Source organism: Rufibacter ruber, assembly GCF_014138425.1.
GTDB lineage: Bacteria > Bacteroidota > Bacteroidia > Cytophagales > Hymenobacteraceae > Nibribacter > Nibribacter ruber_C.
On record NZ_JACJIQ010000003.1, the window covers coordinates 64,841 to 81,080 of the forward strand.

10 protein-coding genes are annotated in these 16,240 nt (G+C 47.4%); 6 read left to right on the forward strand and 4 right to left on the reverse strand.

Features of this window, described 5'->3' with window-relative positions; all coding sequences use genetic code 11:
• The first annotated feature begins 72 nt into the window (after nucleotides 1-72).
• From FHS90_RS04600 to FHS90_RS04615, 4 genes are all read left to right on the forward strand, one after another.
• Nucleotides 73-1,035, forward strand: a complete 963-nt coding sequence (locus FHS90_RS04600; RefSeq protein ID WP_182512081.1) for a hypothetical protein — start codon at nucleotides 73-75, stop codon at nucleotides 1,033-1,035.
• 260 nt (nucleotides 1,036-1,295) lie between these two features.
• Nucleotides 1,296-3,011: a gamma-glutamyltransferase gene (gene ggt / locus FHS90_RS04605; protein WP_377047798.1), complete on the forward strand. Its 1,716-nt coding sequence runs from the start codon at nucleotides 1,296-1,298 to the stop codon at nucleotides 3,009-3,011.
• A 755-nt stretch (nucleotides 3,012-3,766) separates the two neighbouring features.
• Nucleotides 3,767-6,385: a M14 family metallopeptidase gene (locus tag FHS90_RS04610; protein WP_182512083.1), complete on the forward strand. Its 2,619-nt coding sequence runs from the start codon at nucleotides 3,767-3,769 to the stop codon at nucleotides 6,383-6,385.
• Between the two features lie 725 nt (nucleotides 6,386-7,110).
• Nucleotides 7,111-7,701 (forward strand): RNA polymerase sigma-70 factor, encoded by a 591-nt coding sequence (locus FHS90_RS04615; protein ID WP_246386691.1) that lies wholly within the window; start codon nucleotides 7,111-7,113, stop codon nucleotides 7,699-7,701.
• A gap of 404 nt (nucleotides 7,702-8,105) precedes the next feature.
• Here FHS90_RS04615 and FHS90_RS04620 read toward each other — a convergent pair whose 3' ends face one another.
• The 3 genes from FHS90_RS04620 to FHS90_RS22365 are packed head-to-tail and all read right to left on the reverse strand — an operon-like array spanning nucleotide 8,106 to nucleotide 9,923.
• Nucleotides 8,106-8,504, reverse strand: a complete 399-nt coding sequence (locus FHS90_RS04620) for an IS5 family transposase (RefSeq protein ID WP_182512085.1) — start codon at nucleotides 8,502-8,504, stop codon at nucleotides 8,106-8,108.
• A gap of 56 nt (nucleotides 8,505-8,560) precedes the next feature.
• Nucleotides 8,561-9,289, reverse strand: coding sequence for a LytR/AlgR family response regulator transcription factor (locus tag FHS90_RS04625; RefSeq protein WP_182512087.1), 729 nt, complete (start codon nucleotides 9,287-9,289; stop codon nucleotides 8,561-8,563).
• Nucleotides 9,258-9,923, reverse strand: a complete 666-nt coding sequence (locus FHS90_RS22365) for a sensor histidine kinase (protein ID WP_343049583.1) — start codon at nucleotides 9,921-9,923, stop codon at nucleotides 9,258-9,260. Before FHS90_RS22365 ends, FHS90_RS04625 begins: the two co-directional genes overlap by 32 nt.
• 872 nt (nucleotides 9,924-10,795) lie before the next feature.
• Between FHS90_RS22365 and FHS90_RS04635 the strand changes: the two genes are divergently transcribed.
• Nucleotides 10,796-11,725, forward strand: a complete 930-nt coding sequence (locus FHS90_RS04635) for an ABC transporter ATP-binding protein (RefSeq protein ID WP_182512091.1) — start codon at nucleotides 10,796-10,798, stop codon at nucleotides 11,723-11,725.
• Complete coding sequence (locus FHS90_RS04640) at nucleotides 11,722-15,354, forward strand: ABC transporter permease/M1 family aminopeptidase (protein ID WP_182512093.1); 3,633 nt, start codon at nucleotides 11,722-11,724, stop codon at nucleotides 15,352-15,354. The genes FHS90_RS04635 and FHS90_RS04640 overlap by 4 nt, the downstream gene beginning before the upstream one ends.
• 341 nt (nucleotides 15,355-15,695) lie before the next feature.
• Here FHS90_RS04640 and FHS90_RS04645 read toward each other — a convergent pair whose 3' ends face one another.
• Nucleotides 15,696-16,124, reverse strand: a complete 429-nt coding sequence (locus FHS90_RS04645; RefSeq protein ID WP_066836051.1) for a DUF1810 domain-containing protein — start codon at nucleotides 16,122-16,124, stop codon at nucleotides 15,696-15,698.
• Nucleotides 16,125-16,240 lie beyond the last annotated feature (116 nt).

Consider the following 16,240-nt stretch of genomic DNA (forward strand, 5'->3'; position numbering starts at 1 on the left):
ATGCCTCTCAGGGCAAATTGTTGAACTCTGAGAGGCATGTTTTAATCTTTACATGCATGATCTAAGATGAGAATGAAAAGATTTAATTGCTTGTTTGTGGTTTTGGGGATAAGTATCTCCTGTTGCTTTTCCTGTAAGAAAGAAGCAGATGATGTCACCAAGACTGATTCTGACAGCGGGTATGCTGAGGCTGATTATAAACCCGGAGCTGTCTTATCTGGGTATAAGAACTATACTAAAATTTATGTTGGGGATTTAAACTGCCCTATCATTCTTTCCTCTCCTCATGATGGTACTGTTGCGCCTGCCAATATTCCAGACAGACAAGACGGCGTAGTGGTCAGAGATATCTATGCTACTGATCTTACTTTAAGAATGGCTGATTCTATTAAAGCATTAACGGGCTTACGACCTCATGTGGTTATAAATGAACTGAGCCGTAAAAAATTAGACCCTAACAGATCTCTGGCTGAGGCCTATCTAACGCATGAAGACGCAAAGACTGCCTGGAATGATTACCATAACTTTATCATCATGGCTCGTACCCTTGTCACTAAACATGTGGGAAAGGGCTTGTATTTAGATATGCATGGGCACGGGCATGATATTGCAAGAATAGAAGTAGGATACCTGTTAACGTCTGCTGAGTTAAACAGTACAGACACTCAGATTAATCAACTGGCAAATAAGTCTAGCATCTTTTCCATCTCAAAAGAATCAGCTTATTCTTTCTCTCAGTTAATTAATGGTGACAACAGTTTTGGAGCTTTGCTCCAAAACAGAGGTTTGAGAGCCATTCCCAGCAATAGAGCGGGAGACCGTAGCCCCAATAGTGATCCATATTTCAATGGCGGATATTGTACTTCTGCCTACGGCTCCTCAAAGTTGGGAGGGCCTGTCTCGGCCATCCAGTTAGAGACCCCGGGGCCAAATGTTAGAAACACAGCCACCCTACGGCAATCTTCAGGTGGAAAAATCGCGAGGGCAATTCTGGAATACATGAAGCTGCACTACGCCATGGATTTGGCAAAATAGCAAAGTCTTAGTAAGTGTTTCCTTTTCATTTTCGGGGCCAGCGTCCGTTGGTATCTTGGGATAGGGGCTGTTTCTGGGCTGTTTTTCAAAAAGTAGCTCAAAAACACAAATACAGGCCTTGTTACCTGAAGAGGTTGAGAAAGGCCGGAAGCTGAAAACTCTCAACAGGGTGAGGCAACCAAGTTTAATCCTTTCTTTTAATCTATTTCTTTTGACCAGGCAGATAAATTTAATACTCTAAAAGTAGCTTGTTTTAAGGCATGAATAATCAAAAAAATATCATTTGGGTTCTTGTGCTGCTTTTATGGCAGCAAGTAGGCTGTACCTTCTCAGACAAAGCCAAAACCTCTATGCAATTAAACAGAGGGGCTATTGGTGCGAAAGGCATGGTAGTTAGTGCACACCCAGAAGCGTCTAAGATAGGCTTGGCCATTCTGCAAAAAGGAGGCAACGCCTATGACGCGGCTGTGGCCACAGAGTTTGCCCTGGCGGTGGCGTATCCAGTAGCTGGTAACATTGGCGGTGGAGGGTTTTTCGTCTATAGGAAAAACAACGGGGAAACAGGGGCTCTGGATTACCGAGAGAAAGCCCCTGGAGCCGCCTCAGCAGACATGTATTTAGATCCCCAGGGTAAAATTATTCCCGGAGCCAGCACTTTAGGCCATTTGGCAGTGGGTGTGCCGGGGGCGGTAGACGGCATGATTGAGGTGCATAAAAGGCTAGGCAAACTGCCTTTTGTCGATCTCATTCAGCCGGCAATTGATTTGGCCGCTAAAGGGGTTGTGCTTACTGAAAAAGAAGCAAAGGCTCTTAATGCAAGCCAGAAGGGATTTTTACTGGCAAATAAGTTTACTACCCATCTGGTGAGAGAATCCCCTTGGAAGGCTGGTGATGTATTGCCGTTGACAGACCTGGCCCGAACTTTAGAACGCATTAGGGATAAGGGAAGAGCTGGCTTTTATGAGGGAGAGACAGCCGATTTGATTATCAAAGAAATGAAACGTGGCGGCGGAATCATTACGCACCAGGATTTAAAGAATTACAAATCTGTCTGGCGTATCCCGGTATCCGGAATGTATAAAGGTTATAAGGTTATTTCCATGGCTCCGCCTTCCAGCGGGGGCATTGCCCTGCTCCAGTTATTGAACATGGTAGAACCTTATGATGTAAAAACTTGGGGCTGGCAGCAACCTAAAACCATACATGTGATGGTAGAAGCAGAACGGCGGGTATATGCAGATAGAGCCGCGTATCTTGGTGACCCTGACTTCTTCAAAGTACCAGTGGCTGATTTGTTAAACCCGGTATATCTGCGTTCCAGAATGGCATCAATGTCCATGGACAAAGCCACCCCTTCTGACGAGTTAAGTGCCGGAAAACTTTTAGCCATGGAGAGTGATCAAACTACCCATTACTCCATAGTGGACCAATGGGGAAATGCGGCATCTGTCACTACCACATTAAATGGACCCTACGGTTCAAAAGTAGTAGTAGAGGGGGCAGGGTTTCTGCTGAATAATGAAATGGATGACTTTAGCTCAAAACCGGGGGAGCCTAATCGTTATGGTTTGGTAGGTGGTGAAGCCAATGCCATAGCCCCAGGGAAGAGAATGCTTAGTTCCATGACTCCTACCATTATTGAGAAAGACGGTAAACTCTTCATGGTAGTGGGAACACCAGGAGGGTCAACTATCATTACCTCCGTTTTTCAAACCATACTTAATGTCATTGACCATTCCATGACCATGCAGCAGGCGGTAAGTGCACCAAGATTTCACCACCAGTGGTTACCGGATAAAGTGTCGCCGGAAGCCAATGCGTTTACCCCCGAAGTGAGGGAAGTATTGAAAAAAATGGGACATACGTTAGAAACAAGGGCGAATTACGGAAGGGTAGAGGGAATTCTTCGGCTGCCCAATGGTACATGGGAGGGAGGGGCAGACCCTCGTGGTGATGATACTGCCTTAGGCTATTAATTTGAATTTGCAGTTTGAGGTATATCTAATGAAGGCATCTAGAAATAGCTGAATTCTGTTTTTGGCCTGTTTTTAGAAAAACAGGCCAAAAACAGAGGGGAGGCTTTTCTGTACATTCCGTTTGGTCATTGTCATTTTAGAAGAAAAGGGTGAGGCAGCTAACAGTATTGATCATGCCTTTAGAGGTCAATTTAGTTATGAACCAGATGTGCTCTATTGAGTTGTAGAGCAATAGTACTTACGTTAGCCAGCGACTTTTACGCTTTTTGTGTTTTGGAGCTACTTTTTAAAAAACAGGCTCAAAACAGAAGCTTTAGATAAATGAACCCAATGCCCTTGGGCAGCCTACTGTATTGGGAACCAACATCAAGGAGAGCTTTCCCTTCTGGTGAAAAGATAAATTTTGAAACCCTAAAGTCTACGTTTAATTGAAAGGGCTCCTATTTCTGGCAGTTTCACCCAGCAAAAAAGAATGATGCTGTTGAGGTAAAGAAATTTGTCACAATCGCATTTCAGCATAAACAGAGGCAAGCGATGCACATTGGAGAAATCTTCTTTACATACCATTTTTAATTGGCAAAGGGCTTGCCCTTTGCCAATTAAAATGAAAGCGTTTTTGTGGTGGTAAAATTTTGTACAGAAGATATACCGGTAAATTCTTGGCCATGTTAAGCTTTCAAAGTTTGGTTTGCCAACGCAAAGCCTAAGCAAATTATTTATCTAGATTATCCTTTATTAGTGATGCAATGCAGAATATGAAAAACTTTATTCGTCCTACCTTCCTCACAGGATTTATTTGCTGCTGTCTGCTGCTTTGGCAACTAAGGGCTGTAGCTCAAATTCCTAAACCCGTAGATGTGTTTGGTTTTGAGCCAGGGGCCGATTACAAACTGGCAGATTATGCTCAGACATTAGACTTTTACAGCCGCTTAGACAACGCCAGTGACCGGGTAAAGATGGTAGAAATTGGCAGATCTGTACAGGGAAGGCCTTTAATGCTGATGTTCATTTCCTCTGAAAAAAATCTACAACAGTTGGAGCAATGGCGCTCAATTAGTGAACAATTATCCAAGGCAAAAATTGAGGAAGCAACTGCCAGACAACTGGCGGGCATTGGCAAAGCCATAGTTTGGGTAGACGCCGGGTTGCATGCTTCTGAGAAAGCCTGTGCCCAAATGATTCCTGAACTAGCTTACCGCATGGTGACTGAGGAAACTCTCGAAATGCAAAAGATTAGGGAAAATGTGGTGACGCTGGTTATGCCCAATATGAACCCAGACGGGCTGGACATAGTGACCAGTTGGTATAGATCTATGTTGGGAACTCCCCATGAAACTACCAATCCGCCGTGGTTGTACCACCCTTATGTGGGGCATGACAATAATCGGGATTGGTTCATGAACAATATGCCGGAAACGCAGGCGGTGTCTAAACAATTATATGAGCAATGGTTTCCGCAGATCGTTTACAATCATCATCAAACTGCCCCGGCCTGGACTAGGATTTTTATTCCGCCTTTTGCCAATCCGGTCAATCCTAACATTCACCCGGGTGTTACTACGGGAGTAAACCAGGTAGGAGTAGCCATGGCGAACCGTTTTGCCATGAATAAAATGCCAGGTGTTATCTCTCAGGTAAGCTTTGACATGTGGTGGAACGGTGGTATGCGCACAGTCCCCTACTTTCACAATCAGATAGGAATTCTTACTGAAACGGCACAACCTTCACCCACTCCCCAGACTTATAAAAAGGAATCTAAACCTAAAACCATCAGAGGTGTTCCTACAGATGGAACCAGTATTTTCTACGCTGACCCCTGGGAAGGAGGGGAGTCTCATTTTAGAGATGCGGTAGATTATATGTTAGTAAGTACCATGGCAGTGTTAGATCTGGCAGCCACTCGCAAAGAGCAGTATCTCTTTAACATTTACCAAATGGGGAAAGATGCGGTCCAAGGGAAAGAAGGGGGCTTTGCATATATAATTCCGGCGGAGCAATGGGACAAGGGAGAGGCTGTCAACTTGGTGAATATTCTTCGCATGGGGGGAGTTGAGGTGCAGAAAGCCTCCAAAGACTTCACTGCTAATGGAATCAAGTACACCGCAGGATCTTTCATTGTTTACTGCGCGCAGGCATTCAGGCCTTACGTGGTAGACTTACTGGAAAGACAGGTTTACCCTGATTTGAGACAGTACCCGGGTGGCCCGCCAGATGCGCCATATGATATAGCAGGCTGGACTCTGCCCCTGCAAATGGGGGTAAAGGTGGATAAAATTCCAAGTTCTTTCTCTGCTGTTACAGAAGAAATCAAAGGCAGGGCCGCCGTGACTCCTGGCCAGGTACTTGGGAAAGCTTCGTTTGGGTTTGCCCTTTCCCCCAATGAAAACGCTGCTGTAAAAGCAATAAATATTTTATTGAAGTCTGGTGCAACTGTAGGTATAGCAAAAGAAAGTTTTACAAGTGGAAAACAGAGATTTGGGGCAGGTACCTATCTCATAGAGAATACCTCTGGAGTTAGATCCAAAGTTTTGTCCCTGGCGCGGGAATTAGGGCTTCAATTCACTGGGCTGCAGGCTTCTCCCATGATTCCTCTTAAACAGCTGAAGCCCGGGCGCGTGGGTATCTATAAATCCTGGAGGGCCAGTATGGATGAAGGGTGGACACGATGGCTGCTGGAGCAATATGCTTTTGACGTTGATACCCTTCATGACAAAGACCTGGTTCAGAAGGATCTAAAGTTGTACCAGACTATTATTATTCCAGACCAGGAGAAGGCCGCTATCTTAAATGGGTATAAAGCAGGCGATATGCCTCAAGAATATGTAGGCGGTATGGGTAAGGCAGGTGTCACGGCCCTTAAAAACTATGTTGAGCAAGGTGGAAGCCTTATCACATTTGACGCAGCCAGTGACTTTGCCGTTGAACAATTTGAGTTACCGCTTAAGAACATTGTAGACAAAGTCCCTTCCAAAGACTTCTACATTCCTGGATCCCTTTTAAAAATTAATATTGATAAGAAGTCTGCTCTAACTTACGGCATGCCACAAACTGCGGCAGTTTCTTTTAATAAAAGCCGGGCTTATACATTGGATAAAAGTCAAACAGCTCCCCTGGGGAAAGGAGATATGCGGGAAAAGGTAAAACTGGAGGTTGAAGTGGTTGCTAGCTATGCCAACAAAGACCTGTTAATGAGCGGGTGGGCTTTAGGAGAGGAGAAAATAACCGGTCAAGCTGCCGTAGTACAAGTAAAAAGAGGGCAAGGCAAAATAGTCTTGTTTGCTTTCCCTCCCCAGTTCAGAGGGCAGCCTCGGGGCACCTATAAGCTCTTCTTCAATGCAATTTATGACAGTTCAGAAATATATGCGCTAAACTAGTTGTTTTCTGTTTGTTAACAGTGAGAAGAAGCTGTCTCATAAATGGTTCAAAATAAGTTTACTTTTTCTGTTTTTGGCCTGTTTTTATGGAAACAGGCCAAAAACAGAAGACTTTGTTTGTCATGTAAAATACTGAAAGCAAAACATAGGTATTTATAAGGTGACTTCAAGCCAGAAGATAAACATATGTTCTAGTTGAAAATGACTGAAAGTAGGTATATAGACAATTTAAACTGAAAGAGGTGAGAGCAGGCACTGCATAACAGGCAATAAAAGACCCAGGACTTATCCTATCTCCCCACCATTGCGCTGCTCAGCCCATAAAAGCTACTGCGCCAGAACCATTCACTCCCGTTATTCCTGCAAAACAGAAGTTTAAACAAGCTCTGAGTCTCTTTCAGCCTGAATTAAATATTTGCGCTTAGGCTGGAAAAAAGCTGAGGATCAAAAAAAAGATATTTATGAGGTTCTGAAATTATTTTATAGGTGTTTCTAATCCTTTTTGTGCTTTGAGGCTTCATTTTTACAAAAATAATGATGGGCGAAAGACCAATCTTTAAAAAACAGGAAAGCTAGTATTGGCTTAGTTTGATACTGGTTAAAAAATATATGTTGTGTTTTAGTTAAATAATTATTAATTTAAAAATGAAAAATGAAGATTTCAATTAATCTAATTTAAGTTTGATCTGCTATTCCCCTACTAGTAGATCTTAGGATTACCAGTGATGGAGATAACAAACTACAGCCTACTCACAGATGAAGAATTGGTTGAGTTATTGAAAACGCAACATGAGGGGGCTTTTGCCGAGTTATATAACCGGTACTGGCAAAAATTATTATTACTAGCTGTGAACAAGCTCCATGACATGGAGGAGGCAGAAGGGGTGGTGCAGGATATTTTTGTGACACTTTGGAAGAGACGGGAAGATCTTATTATAACATCTTCTGTGAATAGCTATCTTGCTGTGTCTGCCAAGTATCAAGTAATAAAGGTTTTAGCTAAAAGAAAGCAGGAGCGCCAATATTCCCATCTTACATCAATTTCTTTAAGTATAGAAGATAATTCTACCCAGGAGTGGCTGGAATTTGAAGAATTGCAAGCCCGGCTTCAGAAGTTAGTAGCTGGCTTGCCTGAAAAATGCCAGATGGTCTATCGGTTAAGTAGGGAGCTTGGATATTCTCAAAAACAAGTGGCTGAAGCGCTGCTCATATCTGAGAAAACGGTTGAAGCTCATTTAGGCAAAGCACTTAAATACCTTAGAACCAGTTTGGGAATCTTCCTTTCAATAGTTCTTTTACTATTCAAAGTCCATTAAATGTTACTGCTGCTAGATTTAATAGCTTGAATAGAGAGTAGAATTAATTATAAGATTAAATATCAGGAATAAGGTTTTATCAATCAATATTGGTAGCTTATCAAGCCTATGATTCCACTTTGATTTTTAAAGCCACTCCTGCAGAACTATTTGTAATTAAGAGTTGATCAAGGAGAATCCTTTAAAATTATTTTGGCTGGTATGCGTGTATGGGCTGTACTTTTTTCCAAAATAGCTTTGGCCGCCTCTTCTCCAATCTTCGCAAAATCTGTACTGATCACTATGATTCCATTCTCGAGAACCTCTTTGACGGCAGTATCATTATAAGAGACCAAACCAATCTCTTGACCTAAAGACCAATGCCGCTCACGGCAAAGTTTAATTATCTTAGGGCACGTTGACAATTAATGGAGCAGGATCATGGCTGATGCCAGGTAGATGAAAGCGGCGAAGCAGTCGGCGGTTTTTTCATAGCGGGTAGCCACGCGCCTGTATGCCTTGAGTTTGTTGAAGAAGCACTCCACCTTGTTTCGGTCCCTGTACAGGTTTTCGTCGATTTCGCGCTGCTGCAGGCGGTTTCTTTTGGAGGGGACCACGGCCTCTGCGCCCAATTCCCGCACATAGCCCAGGAAGGTGTCCGAGTCGTAGCCGCGGTCTGCGAGCACGGCCCCGGGCCGGTTGCCATCCACCAGCCCCTGCGCCTGGGTGGCGTCGCCTCGCTGCCCCGCCGTGAGTACGATCCGCAGCGGGTTGCCCAGCGCGTCCACCGCCGCGTCTGAGAAAAATATTTCACTATTTGTCAACGCGCCCTAGAATTGAACAGGTAACTAAATGTTAATTTCCAAAATGGGATTTATATCTATTGAAATCCCTTCAGAATTTTGTAAAAAGCCTCAGCATACGTATCACTGATGGGAATCATCTGATCTCTAATGGTTATTCTGTTTTTCTCAATGTGGTCAATCTTGTCAATGGCTACCATAAAAGACCGGTGCACGCGGGCGAAATTCTGAGGGGGCAGCAACTCCTCCAGTTTGGCGAAGCTGGTGAGGGTCATGATCTTCTCCTGGGCGGTATGCACCCGAAGGTAGTCTTTCATACCTTCAATGAAAAGGATGTCCTTTGTGGCGACTTTCTGAATGCGGTGGCCCACCTTCAGGAAAAGGTACTCGGGGTCGTTTTTAGGCTCAGCTGCTGCTTCTTTTTTAGCAGGTACCTGGCTGGCGCTATGCTCCTGGTACAGCCGTAGCACCCCTTTGTAGAAGCGCTCAAAGGAGAAAGGCTTCACCAGGTAGTCTTTCACCTCCAATTCAAAGGCTTTAAGTGCATACTGGTCGTAAGCCGTAGTCAGGATAATCATGGGTTTGGGGTTCAGCAAGGGAATGAAGCTGAGGCCGTCCAGGTCCGGCATGTTGATGTCCAGGAAAAGCAGGTCAGGTTTGTCCCTTTTCAGGTTTTCCGCCGCCTCCATAGGACTCATAAAGGAGCCCTTCAGCTCCAGGAAAGGTACTTTGGCTACGTACTCTTCCAGAATCTCTTGGGCCAAGGGCTCGTCATCAATGATGTAGCAGCTGAGTTTCACTTTCATGGACATGCGTGTGGGTACCGTTAATTTCTAAACTGACCGTAAAAGTTTCACCAGAGTTGACAATTTCCAGGCGGTGCTGCCCTGGGTATTGTATTTGCAGCCTCTTCTGGACATTGGCCAATCCTATACCACCGGGTTCCTCCACTTCCATCTTTTTCTGGTTACTCCCTATTGGGTTCTGAATCTGAAAGGTAAGCGTATTGGCTTTTATTTCCATTCTCACCTTTATAGCCCCGGGTTCCAGCCGCGCGGGGCTGTGTTTGTATGCGTTTTCCAGGAGGTGAATGAACAGCAGGGGGGCAATCTCACAGGTTTCCGGCACGCCGTGTATGGTCAGGTCCACCACTGCTGAGTTTTTGTACCGGAGCTGCTGCAAGCCTATATAATCCTGCAGGTAGTTTATCTCCCTAGGTAGCGGCACTGTGATCGCGTTGGACTCATAAATCATGTAGCGCATCAGGGAGGCAAGACGCAAAACGGCTTCGGGGGCAGTGGGGGCTTGCTTGTAAACCAGCGTATGGATGTTGTTGAGGGTGTTGAACAGAAAGTGGGGGTTTATCTGCGATTTCAGGTAGTGCAATTCTGTCTCTGCCGCCTGTTTCTCCAGCTGCTCTTTTCTGATGGTATTCAGCACCAGCGTCTCGGTAACCCGGGCCAGCCAGCTGAGAAAGAGAAAAATGGGTACTATCGTAATGACAACTATGGGGTAGTATCCAAGGAAAAAATCCCATGTGCCAGAATTTTTAGGATGTAGAATTACGAAAGGTAAAGGACTGGTCAATACAATACCTGCCAGCTTTAGAAAATATTCCCTTCTCTTTTTCTTACCTAAGTATTTGGTCAGGAGATGGAAGTGGCTGTAAAAAACAAACAAAGCCGTCAGAATAAACCCTGTAGTTAAGGGAAGCCAGTAAGAAAGCCCATCAGCGTACAATTGCAGGCCCACCAAAAAGGTGAAAAGAAGCCAGACGAAGAGGTGAACCAGCCGGAAGATTTTTTTGACTCTCTGCATAAAACAAAGATACCTTTTCCCCGCAGCCCCTGCACTTCTACTCGACCAGTTCCTTTTCTCAATCTACTAAAAGCTACCCCCAACCTGCCAGTGCTCTCACAGAGGAAAAGACGCCCTTCGTCGATTGTTTTCTAGTTGCTGCATATCAGTTTTTGTGCTCTGTTAGGAAGACGGTTCTTTTACCCAAGAAAGGAGCGGGAAAGGATTCTCATTCCATCTCTTCCCCCAATAAAATGGAAGGTAATACATAGTACACCTCACCTTTTGTCATCCTGAAAGGATCTTGTGGGCGAACTAGGATAGCTTTCAAAATAAGATACTACCGTCCGCAACCAAGATCCTTCCAGGATGACACAGAAGGTAGATTTATCGAAGCCGACTTCTAATGACAACGATACGTCTGTTTTAGGGCTGTTTTGAGAAAACAGGCCAAAAACAGAAAGCTAGAAGAAAATCAACCATTGGTGAAATTCAACTGCCCAAGCATGAAAAATATGGAAAACCACACCGAGAGCCTGCTGATAAGGAACGTCTCTAAAACCTATGCCAACGGCGTTCAGGCATTGACGAACATTTCTCTGACTATTCCGCCCGGCATGTACGGTTTGCTGGGGCCCAACGGGGCGGGGAAATCAACACTTATGCGCACCCTGGTTACGCTGCAGGAGCCCGACCAGGGGCAGATATTTTTAGGAGAACTGGATGTGGTGAACCAGAAGGAGGAAGTGCGCCAGAGCCTCGGTTATCTGCCGCAGGATTTCGGGGTATATCCCAAAGCCACCGCCGAGGAATTGCTGAATTACTTTGCCGTGCTGAAAGGCTTTACCAGCCGGGCCTCCCGCAGAGAAGTGACAGAGGGCCTGCTGAAACAAACCAACCTCTGGGACAAGCGCAAACAGAAACTGGGCGGCTACTCGGGCGGCATGCGGCAGCGTTTCGGGGTGGCAGTGGCGCTGCTGGGCAACCCCAGGCTCCTGATTGTGGACGAACCCACGGCCGGACTGGACCCTGCCGAGCGCATCCGGTTTTTGAACCTTCTGAGTGAGTTGGGCGAAAACAGTGTGGTGATTCTCTCCACCCACATCGTGGAAGATGTGTCTGAACTCTGCACCAACCTGGCCATCATCAACAAAGGCAGAATTCTGCTGGAGGCGCAGACGCAGGAGGCGGTGACTTCTCTGAGAGGGAAGATATGGCGCTCGTTGATTGTGAAAAACAAGCTATCTGCTGTAACGCAGGAGCACCAGGTTATTTCTGCCAAGTCCCTGGGTGGGCGCACCCAGGTGCATGTGTATAGCCAAGTGGAGCCCGGCAGCGGTTTTGAACCCGTATCCCCAGACCTGGAAGATGTGTACTTCAGCGCCATGACTGGCGTGTTTGGGCAACACGCAACGCTGAAAGAAGTGGAGGTGGTACAGCCATGAAGTTTCGGAAGATTTTTCACCTGGAGTTTACGTACCAACTAAGGCAGGTTTCTACCTGGGGGTACTGTGCGGTCGTGTTCGTGCTGGCGTACCTGTTTCTTACGGCCAATTACGCTTCTGATGCGCGGGAAGGGTATGTCTTGCTCAATGCGCCCATTGTTATTGCGGCCGTTACCGTGTTATGCTGCGTTTTCTGGCTGTTGATGAGCGGGGCGGTAGCGGGCGATGCGGCGGCCAGGGATGTGCAGACGCGCATGTTCTCCCTCACGTACACCTCGCCCGCCAGCAAAAGAGACTACCTGGGTGGGCGTTTCCTGGCAGCCCTTCTGCTCAACGTACTCGTGCTGCTGGCTATTCCGGCTAGTATCTTCCTGACCATTTATTGCACGGGGATAGAGCCAGAAATTTTGGGTCCGTTCCGGCTATCGGCCTACCTCAGTTCCTATTTCTTTCTGGTATTGCCCAACGCTTTTATTGCCACGGCAATCCAGTTCTCACTGGCGGCACTTACCCGAAAAGCCATGGCCAGCTACCTGGGTGGCGTTCTTCTTTTTGTGGCAGCCTACGGGGTGGGGCAGGGATTGGGCGTGATAAAAGGCCCAGTAGATTGGGGGACACTTGTTGACCCCATGGGTTTTACGCCGGTGCTAAGCCATTTAAGCCTTGAATGGAGCCCCCTGGAAATGAATACGCGACTTCTGAAACTGGAGGGGGCATTTTTGGCAAATCGTATCCTTTGGTTGGGCCTGGCGATGGGCATGCTCGCGCTTACCTATTTCCGTTTTCAGTTCATTTTACCAGAAACAGGTCAGAAACGGAAGAAGGCCTTCCAGCCCACTACCACAGAAGCTGCGTTGTCGTGGTTAACCTGGCAAAAAGCCGAATCGTTGCCGAAGGGTCGGGGGAACTTCGGTTTTAAAACCCACCTGCATCAGTTAAAGCTTATCACGCTTAACTCCTTCTGGGCCCTGGCAAAAGGCAAATCGGGGCTGCTGCTGTTGGGCTTTATTGCCTTGGTGATAGGTCTGGCGATGCCCGGAAATCTAAAGAACAAGGGCGTTCCTATGCTGCCCAGAACTGACCAGGTGCTAACCATTCTGGCTGCCCCTTTCACCGGGCCCGGAAAGTTCTGGATGGTGATTTTCCTGCTCGTTATTTTCTACGCCGGGGAGCTGGTCTGGCGCGAACGGGAAAGCGGCCTCCACCAGCTTTCTAACGCGGCCCCGGTGCCCGAATGGGTGCTTTTCCTGAGCAAGTATTTAGCGGTGGGTCTCCTGCTGGTGGTCTGCCTCGTTTTCCTGCTGTTTTCCGGAATTCTGGCCCAAACTGGCATAGGCGGAGCCGAGGTAGAGGTAGGTCTATACCTGAAAGTGCTTTTCGGGTTTCAGTTGGTAGAATGTCTGCTCTTTGCCCTGCTGGCGCTGGTGGTGCACGTGGTGGTGAATCAAAAGTACCTGGGGCATTTAGTGATGCTGCTTATTTTCGGCTGCCTCATGTTTGCCTCTAACTTAGGTCTGGAGCACAAGCTCCTAATTTTCGGGGAAAGCCCGAAGTGGACCAACACTACCATGGGTGGCTTTGCCAATTCTGTGGCGCCGTGGCTGTGGTTTAAAGCTTATTGGTTGGCGTGGGCGCTGCTGCTGGCGGTGGTGGCAAGGCTGCTTTGGGTCCGGAGCCGGGAACAGAGTCTGAAAGCGCGACTTCAGTTGGCTCGCCATCGCTTTACCCGGTCAACGGCGGTGACGACGGCTGTAGCGGTGGGTGGCATTCTCCTGTTGGGAGGCTATATCTTCTATAACACCAACATGCGGCATGACTACGTCAACTCTTCCAGCTTAGCAGCGCAACGGGCAGCTTATGAGTTACGCTATAAACAGTTCCAGAACGTGCCCCAGCCTTTGCTGACCGGTGTAAACTTGCAGGTAGAAATGTATCCTTCCCGGCGGAAGGTGGAAATTACAGGCACTTACCTGCTGGTGAATAAGAGCCAGGTGCCCATTGACTCAGTGCATCTGGCACCGGGGGCGGGCGTTGAAACAAATGTGCTTCACTTTGACAGGCCGGCCAGGCAAGTGCTCCTGGATGAGAAGCCTGGTTTCCGTATGTACGCCCTGGCTAAGCCTCTGCCCCCCGGGGATTCGCTGCACCTCCGTTTTCAGGTAAACTATAAAGTGCAGGGCTTCACTAATAGCGGAGCCGATGCGGAGGTAACAGAGAACCAAATTTATTTCCGGAATCTGGAGTGGCTCCCCGTCATAGGCTATCAACCGTACCGCGAATTAGATGAGGCTGCCGCCCGAAAAGCTAATGGCCTGGCACCCCGGCCCGCCACTGCCTCGCTCTACGATGTGACTGCCCGTCGGTACGCTCCGTTTCCAGAGCAAATCAGCTTTGAAGCCATTGTGGGTACCGAGGCCAACCAACAGGTGGTGGCGCCGGGCACGTTGCGCCGGACCTGGACCAAAGGCGGCCGCCGCTACTTCCATTACGCCACAGAGTCACCCATCCGGAATGAATACGCCTTTTTCTCGGCTATCTACGCAATGCAGGAAGGGAAATGGCAAAGCCCATTAACTGGTAAGGGGCAGGAGGCCTCCATCCAGATTTTCTACCCGCCGGGGCGTACCGAGAACCCGGCACGAATGGTAAAGAGCGCAATTGCTTCGCTGGACTATTATACGAAGGAATTCGGCCCTTACCCGCACCGCCAGCTCCGGTTTGTGGCGCATGCTGGGTACGGCTTCGGGAACCACGCCGCGCCCATCAACATCACGGCGGAGGAAGGCTTTTTCCTGATGAACCCGGAAGCGGATGAGCGGGGCTTTGATTTGGTGACGGCCGTTGTGGCGCACGAGGTTGCGCACCAGTGGTGGGGGAACCAGCTGAAGCAAGCGTATGTGGAAGGCGCGGGCCTGATTACCGAAAGCCTTGCCTGGTACTCTGCCATGGGTATGCTGGAGGAAAAATACGGGCCTGCGCACCAGAAGAAGCTGATAAGCTTTTTGACGGAGGAGTACGAAAATCCCAAAACGAAAGCAGCCTTACCTTTGCTGCAGGCTGATAATTGGTACCAAAATTACCGCAAAGGTCCTATGGCGCTGTATGCGCTGAGCCAGTACATCGGCAAAGACCGGGTAAACGGCGCGCTCCGAAGCTTGCTCCAAAAGCACCCGCCAGGCAAAGTTCCGTTCGCCACTTCCCTTGACCTTTACCAGGAATTGGAAGCGGCCACCCCAGATTCGCTCCAGTACCTGCTCCACGACCTCTTCAAAGCCAACACCTTCTGGGACCTTAAGGCGAACCAGGCTACTGTGAAACAGACGAAAGAAGGTGCTTGGGAAGTGACAATCAACGTGCAAGCGAATAAGACGTTAGTAAATGAGAAAGGGTTGGAGAAGGCACTTCCTGTAAAGGATTGGGTAGAAATAGGAATTTTTGGACCCGCCAAAGCAGGAGAGGAGTTGGGCAAACCGCTTTACCTACAGAAGCACCTCATCCGTTCTAAAAAGCAGACCATAACGGTCACGGTACCAAGGAAACCCGCGCAGGTGGGCATTGACCCTAATCACCTGCTGATTGATTGGAACCTCAATGATAATGTAGCAGAGGTGAAGAAGTCATCTTTATGAAAGATTGATAGGCCCATTACGTGCGTCCTAAGTAAGCGGATTTAAATATACCATTACTTTTGCCATGTTTGATCATAGTAGCGAAAAGCAAAGAAGGCCAGATATTGCTTTCCTGGTATTCGCACAAGATTCTTTCAGGCGGAGATAGGAAACATTGCACCTGTTTAGTAAAGCAGCATCATTGATAAGCCAGCCGCCATTGTTGGTGTTCCTAAGGGTCAACCATCCAGACGTAACCTAATTTCCGCTTGCTGGTGAAAACACGCAGCAAGGGCAATGATAATCCACATTGGTCTTACTAAAGTTTTATCCTAAGAATTAGTTGAAGTGAATCTCTTGGCTTAAGCTTGTGCGCGAAGAATTTGGACCGTTTTCTCGTCTTTCCCTCCGTTAAAAAATTTCTCCAACACTTCACTGAAAACAGGGTTTGCAGCTGGTAAAGAGGCGAACAACGTCATGGACGATTTGAGTTTCAGGTCATCAGGGCTCCCGAAGATGCGGTGGGCGTCTTTGCTTTCCAGTTTCAGAAGGGCCTCGCAAATCTGCACTAGCCGACTGCCTAAAACCGGGTGCTGCAAAAATGTCTCGGCTTCGGGTAGGTCTTTGATGGCGTAGAATCTGGACATCTCGCTAAAGCCCAACCCCTGTATCTGCGGAAAAATATACCACATCCAGTGGCTTTGTTTCCGTCCTTTCCTGATCTCAGCCAGCGCCACCTCGTAGTCTCTTTCCTGAGCGCTCAGGTATCTTTGCAAGCCGTTCTCTTTCATGGGAGGGGTGTATGGTTTATTGCTTTATACGGCAATATTCTATATGGATAATAATTCTACAAGTGCCCTTCCCATAAATGTAGCGTCGTTACCCTGTAACGACGTGGTTCCATGAA